16 protein-coding genes, 1 tRNA gene and 1 pseudogene are annotated in these 16,781 nt (G+C 68.2%); 9 read left to right on the plus strand and 9 right to left on the minus strand.

Going from position 1 to position 16,781, the window contains the following annotated elements; genetic code table 11:
- Positions 1-22 precede the first annotated feature (22 nt).
- From ACFWFP_RS01035 to ACFWFP_RS01045, 3 genes are read left to right on the plus strand one after another with little or no spacing between them, the layout of a single operon-like run.
- Positions 23-571, plus strand: coding sequence for an ATP/GTP-binding protein (locus ACFWFP_RS01035; RefSeq protein WP_379293714.1), 549 nt, complete (start codon positions 23-25; stop codon positions 569-571).
- The gene (locus ACFWFP_RS01040; protein ID WP_379292489.1) at positions 571-1,824 is read left to right on the plus strand and encodes a cytochrome P450; all 1,254 of its coding nucleotides are present in this window, start codon (positions 571-573) and stop codon (positions 1,822-1,824) included. Before ACFWFP_RS01035 ends, ACFWFP_RS01040 begins: the two co-directional genes overlap by 1 nt.
- Positions 1,825-1,853: 29 nt before the next feature.
- Complete coding sequence (locus ACFWFP_RS01045; RefSeq protein ID WP_379292490.1) at positions 1,854-3,041, plus strand: cytochrome P450; 1,188 nt, start codon at positions 1,854-1,856, stop codon at positions 3,039-3,041.
- A gap of 58 nt (positions 3,042-3,099) precedes the next feature.
- Here ACFWFP_RS01045 and ACFWFP_RS01050 read toward each other — a convergent pair whose 3' ends face one another.
- The 3 genes from ACFWFP_RS01050 to ACFWFP_RS01060 form a co-directional block, all read right to left on the minus strand.
- Complete coding sequence (locus ACFWFP_RS01050) at positions 3,100-4,245, minus strand: acyl-CoA dehydrogenase family protein (RefSeq protein WP_379292491.1); 1,146 nt, start codon at positions 4,243-4,245, stop codon at positions 3,100-3,102.
- A 22-nt stretch (positions 4,246-4,267) separates the two neighbouring features.
- A complete protein-coding gene (locus tag ACFWFP_RS01055) occupies positions 4,268-4,873 on the minus strand; it encodes a QsdR family transcriptional regulator (protein WP_379292492.1) in 606 nt (201 codons plus the stop codon).
- 125 nt (positions 4,874-4,998) lie between these two features.
- Positions 4,999-5,071 (minus strand) — tRNA-Glu (locus tag ACFWFP_RS01060).
- Positions 5,072-5,191: 120 nt separating this feature from the next.
- Here ACFWFP_RS01060 and ACFWFP_RS01065 point away from each other — a divergent pair.
- A complete protein-coding gene (locus ACFWFP_RS01065) occupies positions 5,192-6,145 on the plus strand; it encodes a DNA polymerase domain-containing protein (RefSeq protein WP_379292493.1) in 954 nt (317 codons plus the stop codon).
- Between the two features lie 17 nt (positions 6,146-6,162).
- Here the strand turns inward: ACFWFP_RS01065 and ACFWFP_RS01070 are convergent, their stop codons facing one another.
- On the minus strand, positions 6,163-6,723 hold the full coding sequence (locus tag ACFWFP_RS01070; RefSeq protein ID WP_379292494.1) for a heme-binding protein: 561 nt from the start codon (positions 6,721-6,723) through the stop codon (positions 6,163-6,165).
- A 321-nt stretch (positions 6,724-7,044) separates the two neighbouring features.
- Between ACFWFP_RS01070 and ACFWFP_RS01075 the strand changes: the two genes are divergently transcribed.
- Both ACFWFP_RS01075 and ACFWFP_RS01080 read left to right on the plus strand, forming a co-directional pair.
- Entirely contained in the window at positions 7,045-8,241 is a 1,197-nt protein-coding gene (locus ACFWFP_RS01075; RefSeq protein ID WP_379292495.1) for a sensor histidine kinase, read from the plus strand.
- Positions 8,242-8,323: 82 nt separating this feature from the next.
- Positions 8,324-8,956, plus strand: coding sequence for a response regulator (locus tag ACFWFP_RS01080; protein WP_379292496.1), 633 nt, complete (start codon positions 8,324-8,326; stop codon positions 8,954-8,956).
- A gap of 38 nt (positions 8,957-8,994) precedes the next feature.
- On the opposite strand, the gene ACFWFP_RS01085 is transcribed toward ACFWFP_RS01080, so the two are convergent.
- Entirely contained in the window at positions 8,995-9,489 is a 495-nt protein-coding gene (locus ACFWFP_RS01085; RefSeq protein WP_379292497.1) for a DM13 domain-containing protein, read from the minus strand.
- A gap of 396 nt (positions 9,490-9,885) precedes the next feature.
- Between ACFWFP_RS01085 and ACFWFP_RS01090 the strand changes: the two are divergent.
- Positions 9,886-10,212, plus strand: a pseudogene (locus ACFWFP_RS01090) (transglycosylase family protein); the annotation flags it as partial.
- 43 nt (positions 10,213-10,255) lie between these two features.
- Here ACFWFP_RS01090 and ACFWFP_RS01095 read toward each other — a convergent pair.
- The gene (locus ACFWFP_RS01095; protein WP_379292498.1) at positions 10,256-11,530 is read right to left on the minus strand and encodes a PucR family transcriptional regulator; all 1,275 of its coding nucleotides are present in this window, start codon (positions 11,528-11,530) and stop codon (positions 10,256-10,258) included.
- Positions 11,531-11,722: 192 nt separating this feature from the next.
- Between ACFWFP_RS01095 and ACFWFP_RS01100 the strand changes: the two genes are divergently transcribed.
- Positions 11,723-12,871 (plus strand): esterase/lipase family protein, encoded by a 1,149-nt coding sequence (locus ACFWFP_RS01100; RefSeq protein WP_379292499.1) that lies wholly within the window; start codon positions 11,723-11,725, stop codon positions 12,869-12,871.
- Positions 12,868-14,247: a lipase family protein gene (locus tag ACFWFP_RS01105; RefSeq protein WP_379292500.1), complete on the plus strand. Its 1,380-nt coding sequence runs from the start codon at positions 12,868-12,870 to the stop codon at positions 14,245-14,247. The genes ACFWFP_RS01100 and ACFWFP_RS01105 overlap by 4 nt, the downstream gene beginning before the upstream one ends.
- Positions 14,248-14,654: 407 nt before the next feature.
- Here the strand turns inward: ACFWFP_RS01105 and ACFWFP_RS01110 are convergent, their stop codons facing one another.
- The 3 genes from ACFWFP_RS01110 to ACFWFP_RS01120 all read right to left on the minus strand — a co-directional run bounded on the left by ACFWFP_RS01110 (position 14,655) and on the right by ACFWFP_RS01120 (position 16,688).
- Positions 14,655-15,335: a hypothetical protein gene (locus tag ACFWFP_RS01110; protein WP_379292501.1), complete on the minus strand. Its 681-nt coding sequence runs from the start codon at positions 15,333-15,335 to the stop codon at positions 14,655-14,657.
- Entirely contained in the window at positions 15,335-15,985 is a 651-nt protein-coding gene (locus ACFWFP_RS01115; protein WP_379292503.1) for a hypothetical protein, read from the minus strand. Before ACFWFP_RS01115 ends, ACFWFP_RS01110 begins: the two co-directional genes overlap by 1 nt.
- Positions 15,986-16,190: 205 nt before the next feature.
- Positions 16,191-16,688: a hypothetical protein gene (locus ACFWFP_RS01120; RefSeq protein ID WP_379292505.1), complete on the minus strand. Its 498-nt coding sequence runs from the start codon at positions 16,686-16,688 to the stop codon at positions 16,191-16,193.
- Positions 16,689-16,781: the final 93 nt, after the last annotated feature.

Consider the following 16,781-nt stretch of genomic DNA (forward strand, 5'->3'; position numbering starts at 1 on the left):
AGCGCCGCTGCACAGCACGGCAATGCACGGGTTGAAGATCGTGGTGATCGGCGGATTCGGGGTCGGTAAAACGACCTTGGTGCGCTCGGTGAGCGAGATCCGGCCCCTCGACACCGAGGCCACCATGACCGACGTCGGGCAAGGTGTCGACGACACCAGCGGTGTGCCCGGCAAGTCGACCACCACCGTCGCCTTCGACTTCGGCCGCATCACCCTCGACGAAGAACACGTGCTGTATCTGTTCGGCGCTCCCGGGCAGCAACGGTTCTGGTTCCTGTGGGACCGGCTGTTCGCGGGTGCGCTCGGCGCGATCGTGCTGGTCGATCAGCGCCGGATCAGCGACTCCTGGTACGCGATCGACCGGCTGGAACATCAGGGCACCCCGTTCGTGGTCGCCTGCAACGACTTCGGCGATTCCCATTCGCCCGGGGCTGTGCGTGACGCACTCGATCTCGATCCGGCCGTGCCGCTGGTGATGTGTGACGCGCGCTCGCGCGAATCGAGCAAGCAGGTGCTGATCACACTCGTCGAGCACCTGTATTCCGCTGTTCCGCAGGGAGAAACCGTCTGATGAGCACACCGACCGGCGCCTGCCCGATCACCGGCGCGGTGCCGTTGAGCGGGCCCGAGTTCCACATCGAACCGCACGAGGTCTACCGGCGGATGCGCCGCGACCACGGCCCGGTCGTCGAGGTCGAACTGCCCGGCGGTTTTCCGGCGTGGCTGATCATCGGCTATCGCGAGCTGCACCAGGTGACCAGCGACCCGCTGCTGTTCCCGCGCGATGTGTCCCTGTGGAATCAGTGGGGCCGGGTCCCGGAGGACTGGCCGCTGCTGCCGATGATCGGGCACCCGATGCCCTCGATCTACTTCACCGCGGGCGCCGAGCACCGCAGGCACCTGGCGATGGTGGAACCGGCGCTGGACGCGGTCGATCATTTCGAATTGCGCAGAGCCTGTGAGGAACTGGCCGATCGCCTGGTCGACGGGTTCTGTGGTCGCGGCAGCGCCGACCTGATCGCCGAGTTCGCGGTGCCGCTGCCCGCGCTCGCTCTGGCGCGCATCCTCGGACTACCCGACATCGATGCCGCGGACCTCGCCCTGGCGATGAAACAGCTCGCCGACGGTGGCGCCGACGCCCAGTCCGGGCACGCACGCTTCGCCGAACACATGGCGCGCCTGGTCGCGGCGAAAAGGGCACGCCCCGCGGGGGATCTGGCCTCGATGATGCTGGCCGACCCCGAGCCGTTCACCGACGAGGAATACATGAACGACCTGATGGCGATCGCCGCCGCGGGTCACCTCACCACCGCTGACTGGCTCGGCAGCTCCATGCGGTTGATGCTCACCGACGACCGGTTCGCGAACGCGCTCGGCGGCGGCAGGCGCAGTGTCGGCGAGGCCATGAACGAGGTGCTCTGGGAAGAGGGGCCCACCTCGATTCTGGCGGGGCGCTGGGCCGCGCGCGACACCCGTCTGGCCGACAAGACGATCCGGGCGGGCGACCTCCTGCTGCTCGGTCTCGCGGCCGCCAATCTCGATCCGCATGTGCGCCAATCGTTTACCGAGGGCGGCTCGGTACCCACCGGCAACAACGCCCACTTCGCGTTCAGTTACGGCGAGTACCGCTGCCCTTTCCCGGCGCAGCAGATCGCGGAGATCATCGCCAGGACCGGAATCGAGGTGCTGCTCGACCGGCTTCCCGATGTCGACCTCGGCGTGCCCACCGACCAGCTCACCCGGCGACCTTCGGCTTTCCTACGGGGCATGACCGCACTGCCCGTTCGTTTCACACCAGTTCGACCCGTCGGAGGTTTCTCGTGAGTTCGCCATGCCCATTTGCCATCGACCCCATGGTCGGTGACCTCAACGGGGAAACCGCCCGACTTCGAGCACTCGGCCCGATCACCCGGATCGACCTGCTCGGCGTGCCCGCCTGGACGGTCACCGATCACGCCGTCGCGCGTCAGCTCACCACCGACACCCGGCTGGTCAAGGACATCAACGCGTGGTCGCTGTACGCCGACGGCGTGGTGACCAACCAGTGGCCGCTGATCGGGATGGTCCTCGTCGACCGCTCGATGTTCAGCGTCGACGGCGCCGAGCACCGCCGGTTGCGGCTCAAGACAGCCCAGGCACTGGCCCCGCGGCGGCTGGAAGAGCTACGTCCGGTGATCGAACAGCTGACCGCCGACCTGCTCGACGATCTCGAGGCCGCCGGTGCCGGCGGCGCTCCGGTGGACCTCAAGCAGGTCTTCGCCTACCCGCTGCCGATGCGCGTGGTCGGCGACCTGATGGGCGTCGCGCGCGAAGACCACGCGCAGCTGCTCGAGTGGTACAAGAAGTTCTTCTCGGTGATGACCCCGCAGGACGAGCGCCTCGAGGTGATCGACGGCCTCGATGTGTACTTCACCGATCTGGTCCGGCAGAAGATCGCGGACCCGGCCGACGATCTGACCTCGGCGTTCGTCACCGCCGACGAGGGCGGCGAGCCGCTCACCGAGGAAGAGGCGATCGGCAACATCAAGGCTCTCGTCGCCGCCGGCCACGAGACCACCGTCAGCCTGATCATCAACACCGTGCGCGCGCTGCTCGCCGAACCCGAGCAGCTGGCGAAAGTCCTTGCCGGGGACGTGGAGTGGAAGCAGGTCATCGAGGAATCGCTGCGCTGGGACGGCCCGGTCTCGCACCTGCTGATGCGTTTCGCCACCGAGGACATCGTCGTCGGCGACACCGTGATCGCCAAGGGTGAGGGCGTGGTGATGTCCTACCGTGCCGTCGGCCGCGACACCGCGGTGCACGGCGAGACCGCCGACGAATTCGACGTGACGCGCTCGACCGCCAACCGCCACCTGGCCTTCGGGTACGGCCCGCACATCTGCCCCGGCGCCGCGCTGTCGCGGCTGGAAGCCGCGATCGCGCTGCCCGCGCTGTTCGCCCGCTTCCCGCAGCTGCGCCTCGCCGTACCCGATAGTGAGATCGGCAACCTGCCGGTGCTCACGCAGAACGATCTGGCCGCGTTGCCGATCATCCTGAGCTGACCGGCGTCGCGTCGCGCCCGGTGGTTGTTTCGCCGGGCGCGACGCTTTCCTTGCGCTCCTACAGGCCCAGATCGCGGCCGATCAGTTCCTTCATGATCTCGTTGGAGCCCGCCCAGATCTTGGTCACCCTGGCGTCCATCCACGCCCGCGCGACCCGGTATTCGCGCATGTAGCCGTACCCGCCGTGCAGCTGCACACACGCGTCGAGCACGTCGTTCTGCACCTGCGCCGACCACCACTTGGCCTTCGCCGCGTCGACCGCGGACAGCTCACCGGCGGCGTGGGCGACGATGCCCTGATCGACGAACGCCTGTGTCACTTCGATCTTGGTGACCAGTTCGGCGAAAAGGAACTTGTTGTACTGGAAGCTGCCGATCTGCTGCCCGAATGCCTTGCGCTCCTTGGCGTACTGCAGCGTCTCGTCCAGGATCGCGGCGGCGTGCGCGAGGTTGGAAACCGCCGCGCCGATACGTTCCTGCGGCAACCGCTCCATCATGGCGATGAAGCCACGGTCCACTTCGCCGAGCCGGTTGGCGTCGGGGACACGGACATTGTCGAAGAACAGCTCGGCGGTATCGGATTCGGGCTGACCGACCTTGTCGAGCTTGCGTCCGCGGGTGAAGCCGTCCATCCCGGTCTCGATGACGAACAGCGTGATGCCCTTGGCCTTCTTCTCCGGGCTGGTCCGGGCGGCGACGATCACCAGGTCGGCGTTGAAACCGTTGGTGATGAACGTCTTCGAGCCGTTGACGATCCAGTCGTCACCGTCGCGCACGGCGGTGGTCTTCAGCGCGGCCAGGTCGGAACCGCCCGACGGCTCGGTCATACCGATGGCCGTGATGATCTCGCCGGTGCAGAACTTCGGGAGCCAGCGCTGCTTCTGCTCATCGTTGGTGAGCTCGACCATGTAGGGCGCGCACACGTCGTAGTGGATGCCGAACGAGGACGCGATCGCGGCGCCCGCCTTCGACAGCTCCTCGCCGAACACCGCGTTGAACCGGTAGTCACCCGCGTCGCTGCCACCGAACTCCTCGGGCACACCGAGGCCGAGGTAGCCCAGTTCGCCTGCCGCGAGCCAGGTTTCACGGTCGATCGCCCGTTCCTCGACGAAGCGTTCGGCATTCGGCTCGATCGAGCGCTTGACGAACTCGGCGACCGACGCGCGGAAGGCGTCGTGGTCCTCGGTAAAGATGGAGCGCTTCATGGTGTCCTTTCGCTGACCTGACTTACTGTTCGGGCCGTTCGCCCAGCAGAACCAATGACGCCCGGACAACTCTGGCCGCGTCGGGTTCCTCACCGCTGATCACATCGGTGTAGATGAAGGTCTCGGTGATCCGCACCAGCAGCAGCGCCAACTCGGACACCGGCAGCAGCGGATCGAGAGCACCGGCCGAAATCTCTTCGGCGAGTAGGTCTTCCACGATCGCGACGATGCGGTGCTGCACCGTCCCCGCGCGCGTGGTGAGCAGTCGCAGCGCCCGTTCGGGTTCGCGCAACAGGAACTGGCGGAAGGCATCTGAGGTATTCGTGGTCTGCGCGAAATCGCCCAGAATCGTCGCGATGCGGTAGGCGCCGCGACCGGGCGTCGCGGCGGCCGCACGCCGCAAGGTCGGCTCGGCGACCGACCAGATCACCTCGGCGAGCAGTTCGTCGCGCCCGCCGACCCATCGGAACAGGGTCGCCCGGTTCACCCCGAGCGCGACGGCCAGTTCCTTCATCTCGAGTCGGTGCCCGGCCAGGAACACGGCCCTGGCGGCGCGGAACGCGCTCACGGCATCGGGACGCGCCGCGGCGTCCTGGAGTCGCTTCTCCAACGCCGTCTGCTCGATCACGTCACCTCCATGCACCGTTTCCTACAGTGTATGAACTGTGCAACGTCTGTCAATGTGTTGCACTCCGGGCACAAGGTGCGAGCACAAAAAAACTCCCCGGTCACATGACCGAGGAGTTCTCTCTGTAGCCCCGACGGGATTCGAACCCGCGCTACCGCCTTGAGAGGGCGGCGTCCTAGGCCGCTAGACGACGGGGCCAGAACTACAGCTCACCGGGGTGAGCCGCGCGGAACATACGATAGCCGACGACCTGGTCATCGACCAAAACGGGTGGTCGCCCCGGTTGACCGCCCCTTGGCGGCGGGGCACAGTGGGGCCATGACCAGCAAAGAGCTGCGCGGTGGGGTGGAGATGAGCAATCTCGATCAGCCCTTGTTCGACGGGGCCGAGGCGACCAAGCGGGATCTGGTCGACTATCTCGAGTTCGTGGGGGAGCGGCTCGTTCGGGTGTTGCGGGGCCGGGCGCTGTCGGTGGTGCGCGTGCGGCCGGGGCAGGAGCCGTTCATGCAGAAGAACCTGCCGAAGTACACCCCGGAGTGGGTTCCGCGCGCGACGGTGTGGGCGGAGAGTTCGCGTCGCGAGGTCACCTACGCGCTCGGCGACGACGTGCGCACGCTGCTGTGGTTCGGCAATCAGCGCGCGGTGGAATACCACCCGCTGCTGCTGCCGGTCGACCACAGCGCGGGACCGACGCACCTGGTGCTGGATCTGGATCCCTCACCGGGACAAACGTTTCGCGACGCGGCCGCCGGTGCGCATCTGATCAGGGCCGCGCTGGAAGCCGACGGCCTCGCCGGTGCGGTGAAGACCAGCGGCGCCAAGGGATTACACGTCTACGTGCCGATCGAGCCCGGCGTCGCGATCGAGGACGCCGCGGCGGCGACACGGGCCGTCGCGGCCAGGGCCGAGCGCATCGACCCCACCGTCGCAACCACCGCGTTCATCCGGGAGGACCGCGCGGGCAAGGTCTTCCTCGACTCCACGCGAGCCGGTGGCGCGACGGTGATCGCGGCATACAGCCCGCGCATCCGGCCGGGAGTACCGGTGTCCTTTCCGTTGCGCTGGAACGACATCGACTCGGTGACCCCCGCCGACTTCACCCTGCGCACCGCGCCGAACCTGCTCGGTGACGCCGACCCGTGGGCCACGGAAATGCCCGCACCGCAAGCACTTCCGGCCGACTTGATCGCCGAGGGTCACACCATCCCGATCGCCCGGGTGCAGGCGATGCACGAGGGCAAACGCCGGGCCCGCGCCCGCCGCACCGAATGAACACCGGCAGATCCTGATCAGCTACCGAGCGACGCGACGCCCGCCTGGGCGAACTTCTCGTCGAGGTCGCCGCTCGGAGCGCCTGCCACGCCGATGCCCGCGATCGGGGCGTTGTTGGACTTCACCGGCGCGCCGCCACCGAGGAAGAGGGTGCCGTCGATATCGGCCAGATGGGGAGCCGACTCGAGGCGCTTGGCCAGCTCGGTGGTGGGGGCGTTCCAGGAGACGGCGGTGAAGGCCTTCTGCTGGGCGGCGTCGTAGGACTGCGGGCCCGCGCCGTCGCCGCGCAGGGTGACGATGACATTGCCGTTGCGATCGACAACCGCGACGCTCACCCGCTGGTTCTCCTTGGCGGCGGCGTCGAGGGCGGTCTGCGCGGCTTTGGTGGCGGCGGCGATCGACAGGTGCGTCGACTGGGCCAGGTTGGCGTCGGCGGCGTTGACCGCGACCGGGGTGCGCGTCGCCGGGTCCTGATCCTGCGCCTGGACCGTCACCACGCCGACCACACCGGCGGCGACGACACCGACGGTGGCGCCGGCGATGATGAGACGGTTGCGGGTGGTGGACTTGGCGGTCATGGCTGCTCCTGTGCGGATCTCGGCCGGCCGGCGGTCTGCCGTGGCCTGTTGATATCCATCCTGTTCGCTCTGCGGCTCCCCGGGATCGGCGTACCGGCTGCACTCCGCGGCCGGATCGGCCGACACCGGGGTCAACCGATCGGATGACCCGCCGCGGGCGATCATCGGGAAGAATCACAGTTCGCCCAGGTCGAGCTGTTTCTCGGCCGCCTCGACCCGGACCGACCGGAGGGTGCGACGCCAGAATGCTCGCGGGAGGCAAGATCGAGGTCGAGAAGCCGGCAACCGCGGCGGCAGCCGCCGAGAACCCAGGTGGATGACATGGCTCAGTTGCTCGGCGCCCAGCGAGATGACACACGCTTGCTCGCCGTCATCGTCCACAGCGCGTTCTATGTGCTGCTCGCCGCGTCGTTGATGCGCTGGCTGATCCGGCACAGCGAGACGCGGTCGACGCCGCTGATCGTCGTCCTCTCCGTGGTGCTCGCGGTGCTGTACGCGCTGAGCGAGCTGCGTCAGTCGGGTCGGCTGGTGTGGTTCGCGATGCTGGTGCTCACCTGGTCGGTGCTGGTGGTGCTCGCGCCGAGTTTCGCCTGGTGCGCGGTGCCACTGGTGTACACCGGGCTGCGGATTCTGTCGGAGCGGGTCGCGGTGATTCTGGTCGTGGTACTCACCGCGCTGGTGGTCTCGAGTCAGGTGCGCATCGCCGGCTGGCTCGATCCGAATCTGGTGCTCGCCCCGCCCGCGGTGGCGGCGGTCACCACGGCGCTGTTCGTCGGCATGCGCCGGCAGGCCGAACGGCAGGCCGCGCTGATCGACGACCTGGTGCGGACCAGACAGGAACTGGCGGCCACCGAACGCACGGCGGGCACCCTGGCCGAACGGCAACGGCTGGCCATGGAGATCCACGACACCCTGGCCCAGGGATTGTCGAGCCAGCGCATGTTGCTCCAAGCCGCCGACCTGGTGTGGGACAGCGACCCGCAACTCGCGCACACGCATCTACGTTCGGCCGCCGCCATCGCCGAACGTGACCTCACCGAGGCTCGCCGGTTCGTCCACGATCTGGCCCCGGCCGACCTCGCCGCGGGTGGATCCCTGCCCGCCGCGCTGGCCGCACTCGCCGAACGAGAGACCACTGACACCCTGACCGTGCGCTGCCATATAGAAGGAGCGCCGGGCCCGTTGCCCCAGCGGGTCGAGGCCACCCTGCTGCGCATCGCCCAGGGCGCGCTCGCCAATGTGCGCGAACACGCGGCGGCCACCACCGCCACCATCACACTGACCTGCCTCGACGACCAGATCGTGCTCGACGTCGCCGACGACGGACGCGGCTTCGACCCCGACGCGCAGGCCGACCCGGAACAACATCGCGGACACGGCCTGCCCGCGATTCGCGCGCGAGTGCGCCAACTCGGCGGCACCTGCACCATCGAATCCGCGGCCGGCGACGGCACGGTGCTCTCCGCCGCGATTCCGCTCGCGCCCGGGATCATCGACGACGCGATCCCCGGCCACTGAAGCGATCGCCGCCCCGAAACATCCGGTGCGAGCCCGCGAAGGGATTCGCATCGTCGGGGAACGCGCGCACTAACATCGGCACGTGACCACCACCGTGCGCCTGTTGATCTGTGACGATCACGCGGTCGTCCGCGCCGGACTGCACGCACTGCTGTCGAGCGCGCCCGGTATCGAAGTTGTCGGCGAGGCTGCCGACGGACCGACCGCGGTCACGCTGGCCGCGAGCCTGCATCCCGACGTGGTGCTGATGGATCTGCAGCTCGGCAGTGACATGGACGGTGTCGAAGCGACCCGCCGGATCACCGCCCAGTCCGCGCCGACCCCGCACGTCCTGGTGCTCACCACCTACGACACCGACGCCGACATCACCCGCGCGATCGAGGCGGGCGCCACCGGATACCTGCTCAAGGCCGAGCGGCCGGAAGAACTGTTCGCCGCCATCCACGCCGCCGCGAGCGGGCAGACCGCCTTGTCGGCGCCGGTCGCCGCCAAGGTGATGGCCAAGATGCGCAATCCGGGCCCCACACTCACCGCTCGTGAGCGTGACATCCTCGGTCAACTCGCCCACGGCCTCGGCAACCGCGAGATCGCGCGCGCCCTCCACATCAGCGAGGCCACCGTGAAAACGCATCTGGGCCGCATCTACGACAAGCTCGGCGTCGACACCCGCGCGGCGGCGGTCGCTGTCGCCACCGAGCGTCGCTTGCTCGCCTGACCGGTCGTCATATCCGCGCGCCCACCCGCTGCGGGCGGTTATGCCGGCAGGAGGGTGGCGGCGCCGAAGGACACGTGGAAGCGCTCGCACCAGATGCTGACCGACTTCACCGTGGACAGATCGGTACCGGCGGGCAGCTCGTAGTTCTGGTTGCCCTCGTTTCCTTTCAGGGAGCCGAGGTCGATGTGGTTGCCGTCGTCGAAGTTGTGCCAGTCGTCGACGATCACCGGCTGATCGGTGAGCCAGACGTGCAGGGCGGGCCCGTCGGAGGTGTTCAGGTCGACGATCCGGAGCACGATGGCGCCCTCTGACGTGCGCTGGAGCTGAGCGGTACCGGAGGTGTCGTGCTCGTGGGAGACGAAGGTGCCCTCGGCGATCACCGGCGGTGGCGCGCCGTCCACCGCGACGATCGGTGCCTCGTCGACGGTGACCGTGGTGAACACTCGCCACGGCTGGAAGAGAAAGAGGCCCACGGTCACGGCCGCGACCGAGCCGAGGGCGATGACGGTGAACAGGGTCCGGCGGGTGCTCATGTGCGTCTCCTTTTCCCCATCATCCCCTGACTCGGCGGGGTCTGCTTGCCCGAATTGCCGGAAAAGAAACGTGACCGGGGTCTCTGATTTCTTATGAGCCCCGTCACATTACGGCGCTATAACGACAGTAGTGTGATTACGGATTTATTACGGTCGACCAGGGGTGAACGGTGTTCGTTTGGACAATGCTCGCTACAAACACCACCGTGATCGGTACGTGATCTCAGGTCGCAGACCGGCTACATTCGATCACGGCTTGAACAACAACCCGAGCCGAATCGAATCGCAGAACGCCGGAAAGCCTGCCCCGTGATTCGAGGATCCCCGACATGACTGAGGGGCAGGGACGCGGAAGTTTTCATCACCGAGTCGGTGGGCGCAGGCAGGAAATACTTTATGTCTTTCAATCGCAAGTTCACCACCCGTGCCCTTGGTCTTGCCGCTGTTGCCGGCGCGATGATCGCCGTTCCGGCCGGTCTGACCACCGCAACCGCCTCGGCGAACAACTGGGACGCCGTGGCGCAGTGCGAGAGCACAGGCAACTGGAACATCAACACCGGTAACGGCTACTACGGCGGCCTGCAGTTCTCGCAGAGCACCTGGGAGGCCTACGGTGGCGCGGGTACCGCCGACAACGCCAGCCGTGAAGAGCAGATCCGCGTGGCCGAGAACGTGCTGGCCGCGCAGGGTCCCGGCGCCTGGCCCGTGTGCAGCGCCTACCTGTAAAGAGCGCTGACAAGTAAGACTTTCCTTGTCGGGAAACGAATTACCCGCTATTCGATGCACACGTCGAATAGCGGGTTTTTTCGTTCTCCAGAGAATCCAGTCGGTACACCGTGAGCGATGCGGCGAGCATGCGTGAATCTTTCGGATCGGCCGGGTCGAGGCCGGTGAGTTCGGCAATCCTGCGCAGGCGATAGGTAAAAGTATTCGGGTGCACGTGAATAAGTCGTGACGCTGTTTTGCGGTCGGCGCCGTGCACGAGATGTGCTTCCAGGGCGTCGATCAGGTGTGGACTGCTCAAGAGCGGAATCACCCGCTGCGCCAGACGTTCCCGGGCCGGGCCGGGCCGGGTGAGTTGATACTCGAGCAGCAGGTCGTCGAGTCGATAGCAGCCGCCGGGCTTGCCGCGTAGTCGCGCCAGTTCGGTCAGTTCGGTCGCGTCCTTGGCCGCCGCCGGAATGGCGTCACGGCCGACGCCGGAGAATTCGGCCAGATACACCGGTACGCCGAACTGGGCGCGCAGGCGGTCGGCGAGTTCGTCGAACTTCGCCGCGACGAGGACATCGGTTTCGGAACTGTGGCTCAGCAACGCGATGCCGTGAGCGCCGTCGAAGGTGGCCGGGGTGGTGGTGCCGGTGAGTTCGTCCAATGCGCGCTGCAGCACCCGGATCCGTCGCCGGGTCACCAGATTGGCCGCGGTGCCCACGCGCGGCGGCTCGCTCAGGTGGACCGCCAGCACCGTGTACTGGTCGGCGAGGATCGTGTCGGCGCGGGCCGCGAGTTCCTCGGCGGGCAGGCCGCGCACCAGCGCCGAACACAGCTCCCGGCGTGCCTCGCGTTCGGCGTGATAGATCGACTGCTCGACCTCGGTGTAGGTCTCCACGACCGTCATGTTGATGTGGCGCAGCAGATCGAGCAGACGGTTGCCGACCCGCGCCATCTCCGCGGTCTCGGTGGGCAGAGCCAGCGACAGCGCCTCCGCGAACACCGACTGCGCCGAGCCGTGGATCGCGCCGATCAGCATCGGCAACGGCAGCCGGTCCTCGGCGTGACGCTCGGCGACCGGGGCGACGAAGGCCGCGACCTCGGCGTAGGTGAACTCCCGGTCGGCGCCGATCGCCTCGAGCACGGCTCGCCCGCACGCGTAGATGGTCGGCAGCACTTCCGCGGTGAAGTGCCCGTCGGGCAGTTCGGCGGGCGCGTTGGCGCCGAGACCGTCGGCGAGCATGCGCTCGGAGATCTGTGGCCATCGCGTCAGCAGACGAGCGGTCAGCGCGGGCAGCGCGGGGAGTTCGGAAACGGGGTGTTCGGCGAGCATGACTCGATTGTGTCCGACGACAGCCCGGTAGTGGACCATCCGATCGAAAACGAACAGAACTTGGCTCCCGCGCCAATCCCGTCCAGAGTTTCTCGTTGCCCGGTGCAGTGACATCACTGTGTCCTGGGTCATAGATTCGCAGAGCGCGTCCGAACCGCCTGTTCGTCGACGCGGATCTACGGAAGTGAAACCATGATTGCAACGACGCATTCCCTTCGCCGCGCGCTGTGCGGAATCGCCATCGCCGCGGCACTGACCGCAGCCTCGGGCCCGGCCGGCGCGGCTCCCACCCTGGAGCCGACGATCGCCTCGCTGGCCGAATACATGAACGCGGGCACGGTGGCCGCCGCCGACGGCCGCACCCCCACCGCCATCGCCGACACCGGCAGCGCCTCGGGCAGCAGCTCGGGTTCGGCAGGCAGCCGCGCCTCCGACGCCGTCGGCGAGGGCCCCGAGATGTCGGCCTACCTGCCCGCCTTCGCCTACGGACTGCTCCACCCCGACGCCGCGCCGCCCGGCGCCAACCGCTGGGACTGCAAGCCCTCGGCACAGCATCCGCGCCCGGTGGTGCTGCTGCACGGCACCTGGCTCAACGCCTACGACACCTTCTCCTACCTCTCCCCGCGCCTGGCCGAGGCCGGGTACTGCGTGTTCACCCTGAACTTCGGCAAGTCCGCGCTGCTGGAGGCCGGTGGACTCGGCGCCGTGCTGCCGGGCCGCTACGGGGTGGGCCCGATGGTCGACTCGTCCCGCCAGGTCGCCGCGTTCATCGAGCGAGTTCGCGCGGCGACCGGGTCGGACCAGGTCGACATCGTCGGCCATTCCCAGGGCGGCACCATCGCCAATCACTACCTGAAGTTCGAAGGCGGCCAGGGCAAGGTCGGCAAGCTGGTGAGCTTCGGCGCCACCCACCACGGCACCTCGCTGCTCGGAATCGCCACCCTCGGCCGCATGATCAACAACGCCGGCATCGACATCATGGGCTTCTATCGGCCGATCATCGGCGCGGCCAATGTCGAACAGGCCGTCGGCTCGTCGTTCTACACCACCCTCAACGCCACCGGCGACACCGTGCCCGGCGTCGCCTACACCGTGGTCGGTTCTCGCTACGACGAGGTGATGAATCCGCTCGACCTCGTCTTCCTGCGGCCAGGGCCGGACGCGACCGTCGACAACATCGTCCTGCAGGACGGTTGCGAGCAGGACATCTCCGACCACCTGACCATGATGTATTCCCCGCGCGCCGCCTCGATGGCGCTGCGTGCCCTCGATCCAGAAGGCGGTTCCACCTTGACCTGCACGTTCAACCCCTGGTTCTTCGGTGGCGGCGGCAGCCTATGACCGTCGACGACCCGGCGCCGCCCCGGTACGACGCGCCGCTGCTCCCACCCGATGACCCGTTCTACGACGCCCCGCCCGGTTTCGACGCGCTCGCGCCGGGGTCGGTGGTGCGGTCGCGGCCGGTGGACGTCGCGCTGTTCGGGGTGATCCGGCAGCGGATCACGGCCTGGCAATTGCTGTACCGCACCTGCGATCTCGACGGTGCGCCGGAGGTATCGGTGACGACAGTGCTGCTGCCGTGGGGCGCTGCCGCGCGGCCCAGGCCGCTGGTGTCGTTCCAGTGCGCGATCGATGCTGTCGCACCGCAGTGCTTTCCGTCGTACGCGTTACGGCGGGGCGCGTGGACGCTCGGATCGATCGCGCCGCTCGAGCTGCCGATCATCGCGATGGCCCTGGAGCAGGGCTGGGCGGTGTCGGTACCCGATCACGAAGGGGCGGGCGGCCGATTCGGGGCGGCGCGTGAGCCCGGCTACCGTGCGCTGGACGGGATTCGGGCCGCGCTCGACTTCGCCCCGATGACCTTGACGCCCACCACTTCTGTTGCCCTGTGGGGTTATTCGGGTGGCGGGTTGGCGACGGCGTGGGCCGCGGAACTGGCCGCCGAGTACGCCCCGGAGCTGAATATCGTCGGTGCGGCGGCGGGTTCACCGGTGGGTGACCCGGCCGCCGCGTTCGTTCGGCTCAACGGCGGGTGGTTCGCCGGTTTCCCCGCGGCGTTCGTCGCGGGGTTGCGGCAGGCCTATCCCGAACTCGGCCCGGTGCTGCGCGATCACCTCGACGCGCGATACCGCGGTCTGCTCGGTGAGGCCGAGGAGCGCAGCACCTTCGCGCTGCTGCTGCGGTTCGCTCGGCGCGATGTCACCCGGCATCTGCGGGGCGGCATGGGGGAGTTGCTCGCCGAACCCGTCCTGCGCCGCATTCTCGCCGACATCGAACCCGGTACACGCGCGCCCGCCGCACCGCTGCTCGTCGTCCAGGGGGTGAACGACGAGGTGATCGCCGTCGCCGACATCGACGCTCACGTGCGGCGATACGAGCGGGCCGGGGCGACGGTGCGCTACCTGCGCGTGCGCCGAGGCTCACACCTGCCCCTCGAATTCCTCATCGTGCCCGCGATTCTCGATTGGCTCACCGATCGATTCGCGGGAATCCCCGCACCGACCGGTACGTGCACCGTGGCCTCCGTCGCCCGTTCACCGCGGGCTCTGCGTACGCACGTCGCGTTCGTGCGGTTGGCGCTGCGCATGCTGGCCGGGATGCCGATCGGCGGGGTATCACCGGAACGAACCAGCCTGCGTCACAGCGATTCCGAACATCCGCACGTGGTCGGTGATGCCTCGGTCGCGGTCCAAATGCTGAGTCGGTGCTCACGCTGAGGGGGGTGCTCGATTCGTCGAGTCGACAGCAGGCGGGCGCGGCGATCAGGGAGTTCCGTCGCTGATCCGCGTCGTTCCTCGAAGGTGTCATCCCCGTGTTCCTCACTCCGGCACCGTCACCGGCCGTCGGAACATAGATGCGTCAAACCGCGGCAGCGGTTCGCCGCGAACCGTTTGCCCCTCGCACGGCATCAATGTCGGTGAGGGGTTTCACCGACGTTGTCGCCACCACGGCGCCGGCGTCGGTGAAGTACTACTGCCCTGGGAGTGACGGCCGCGCCGCCGCGCGCCGAGTGGAGCCGCAGGGGGGTTCCAGCCGGTCTGTCGGCGCGCCCTCCCGGGGTGTATCCGAACCCGGTTGCCGGACGAACACGTCCGGCAACCGGGTTCCGTGCCTCGCGTGATGATCAGCTCAAACCGGCGACGATCGCCGCCCGTACCGGATCGCCGGCGGGCAGGCCCTTGGCCACCCGGCGCCAGGCGTTGCGCCCGGCGGTCAGTGAACAGCGCACCGCCTCGGTCACCGCCGACGCGTGCGTGCTGTCGAGTGCCGCACCCGGCAACAGCGAGATCTCCAGATCCTCGGACATGGTGAGCGCCCTGGTGACGGCCTGCCCGGTGAGCGTGCCGTCGTCATCGGCGTAGAGGACGACGAGCAGTTCGGTGCGCTCGGCACCGCGACGCACCGCGACCTGCACGATGTCACCCGCCACGGCCCGAGCGCCGAACGAGTGCACCGAGATTCGCGTCTGCTCCGCGCCCGCGGGCGAGCGGGTGAATTCGATCCCCCACTCCCGGTCTCGCTGCTTCTGCACCGTGCGAGTCACTGTCTTCTCGCTGTCCGACGACGCGGCGAGCGGCTGCACGGACCAGCCGGGCACCGTCATCACGGCCCGGCGCGCAGCCAGGTCACCGATTGCGCCTGTGCCGCTCGACACCGCGCCCCCGCGTAAGAGCCGCTCGGCGATCCGCGCGCCCGCGGCGGCGGACTCCGCGTCGACGTCCGGACTATCGGACGCGGCGAAGGCGATCAGCACGTCGATGTCGACCGGCAGACTCAACCGGTCCGCGTCATGATCCGGCGCCATCACGCTGTCTCCTCGTTGTCCGGCGCGTCGAGCTGCGCGCGTACCGCCTCGCGCAGCAACTTGGCGCCTGCCGCCCGTAATCGCTTGACCTTTTCCTGGCTGAACCGCAGGTCTGCGGCCACCTCACCGGTGGTCTGCACATCGGTATAGCTGCCGTCCGCGGCGATCACGAAGGTCGCGCGGAGCACGGCCGCGGTCTCCGCGTGCGTGATCGAGGCCAGTGCGTCCCGCAGAACAGCACGGTCGGCGAGCCGGTCCTCGGCGTCGCCGCATCGGTGATCCTCGAGCACCAGCACTGCCGACTCGTAGTCGACCCGCAGGCCGGGGTGGCGCTTCTCGGCTGTGCGACTGCGCCGGTCCTGCAGCACCTGCCACTGGAGCTTCTTGAGCACCAACGCTTTCCAGTGCCGGATCCGCTCGGTGGGCAACGTCGCGGTCAGTTCGACCATGGTGTCCTGGGCGACGTCTTCGAAGTCGCTGCGCATGTCCGGGTCGAGCCGATCCAGGACGTAGCGCGCCTTGCTCGCCGCGTAGCTCGACATGGTGACCAGGTCGGCGCCGAAGATGTGATCGACCACCGCGGGGCGCAGGCGTTCGGGGACCTCGCTCCACGATGCGCCGAGCCACTCGTCCAAGGGCTCAGTGCTCATCCGGCACCCCTGATCGGCCGACGTCGGGCACACCACGATGCGGTTTCTCGGTGTTACCCGCCGGGCCGAGGTGAGACAGTGGCCCGCGATCCGGGGTCGAGCATGTCGCATCGCGGAGCCTCCTCTCGGGTCGATCGGCTCCTACACAGATGCGGTTGCGGTCCGGAGCGGTTCGCTCAGCCGACATCGACGGTGCCCACGCGGATCAGGTCGGGCACGCCGGGGAGGCGACCATGAACGAGAACGCGATCTGGCAGTACCAGGCCTTTTCGACCTTCCACTTCCCGTCCTCGACGACGAAGTTCACGATGAGCGGCTGCGGCGGGCTGTTGTTGATGGAGGCGGTGCCCTCGGCGATCATGCCGGGCGGTGCGGTGCGGGTACCCGTGATGGTGAGCGCGATGGTGGCGCCGCCCTGGCGGGGCGCGTCGGCGACCCGGTTCGGGAGTTCGGGATCGCTCCCGATGCCCTGGATCAGCTCGAGCTTCTCGGCGTTGGACACGGTGGTGTCGAGCAGCCGTTGCATCAGGTGCCCGACCTCGTCGGCGCTGGGCAGCGGGGGCGGTGCGGAAATCTCCTGCGCAACGACGGCTGTCGGCTTCGCGCCGGTGTCCGCGTCGGCGGCACAGCTCGCCGATACCGGGATCGTGACGAGCAGGGCCGCGGCGGCCAGGGTGCGTCCGGCAAGGTGTCGTCTCGACAACGTGGTCCCCTGGGTCGATCGGTGGTGTGCTGGAATTCCATCGTATCGGGGCGTTCTCGGCGGGTCGCCGGTGATGCCCGGCGGGAGATGGGG

This window comes from Nocardia sp. NPDC060249 (genome assembly GCF_042728755.1).
Lineage (GTDB): Bacteria > Actinomycetota > Actinomycetes > Mycobacteriales > Mycobacteriaceae > Nocardia.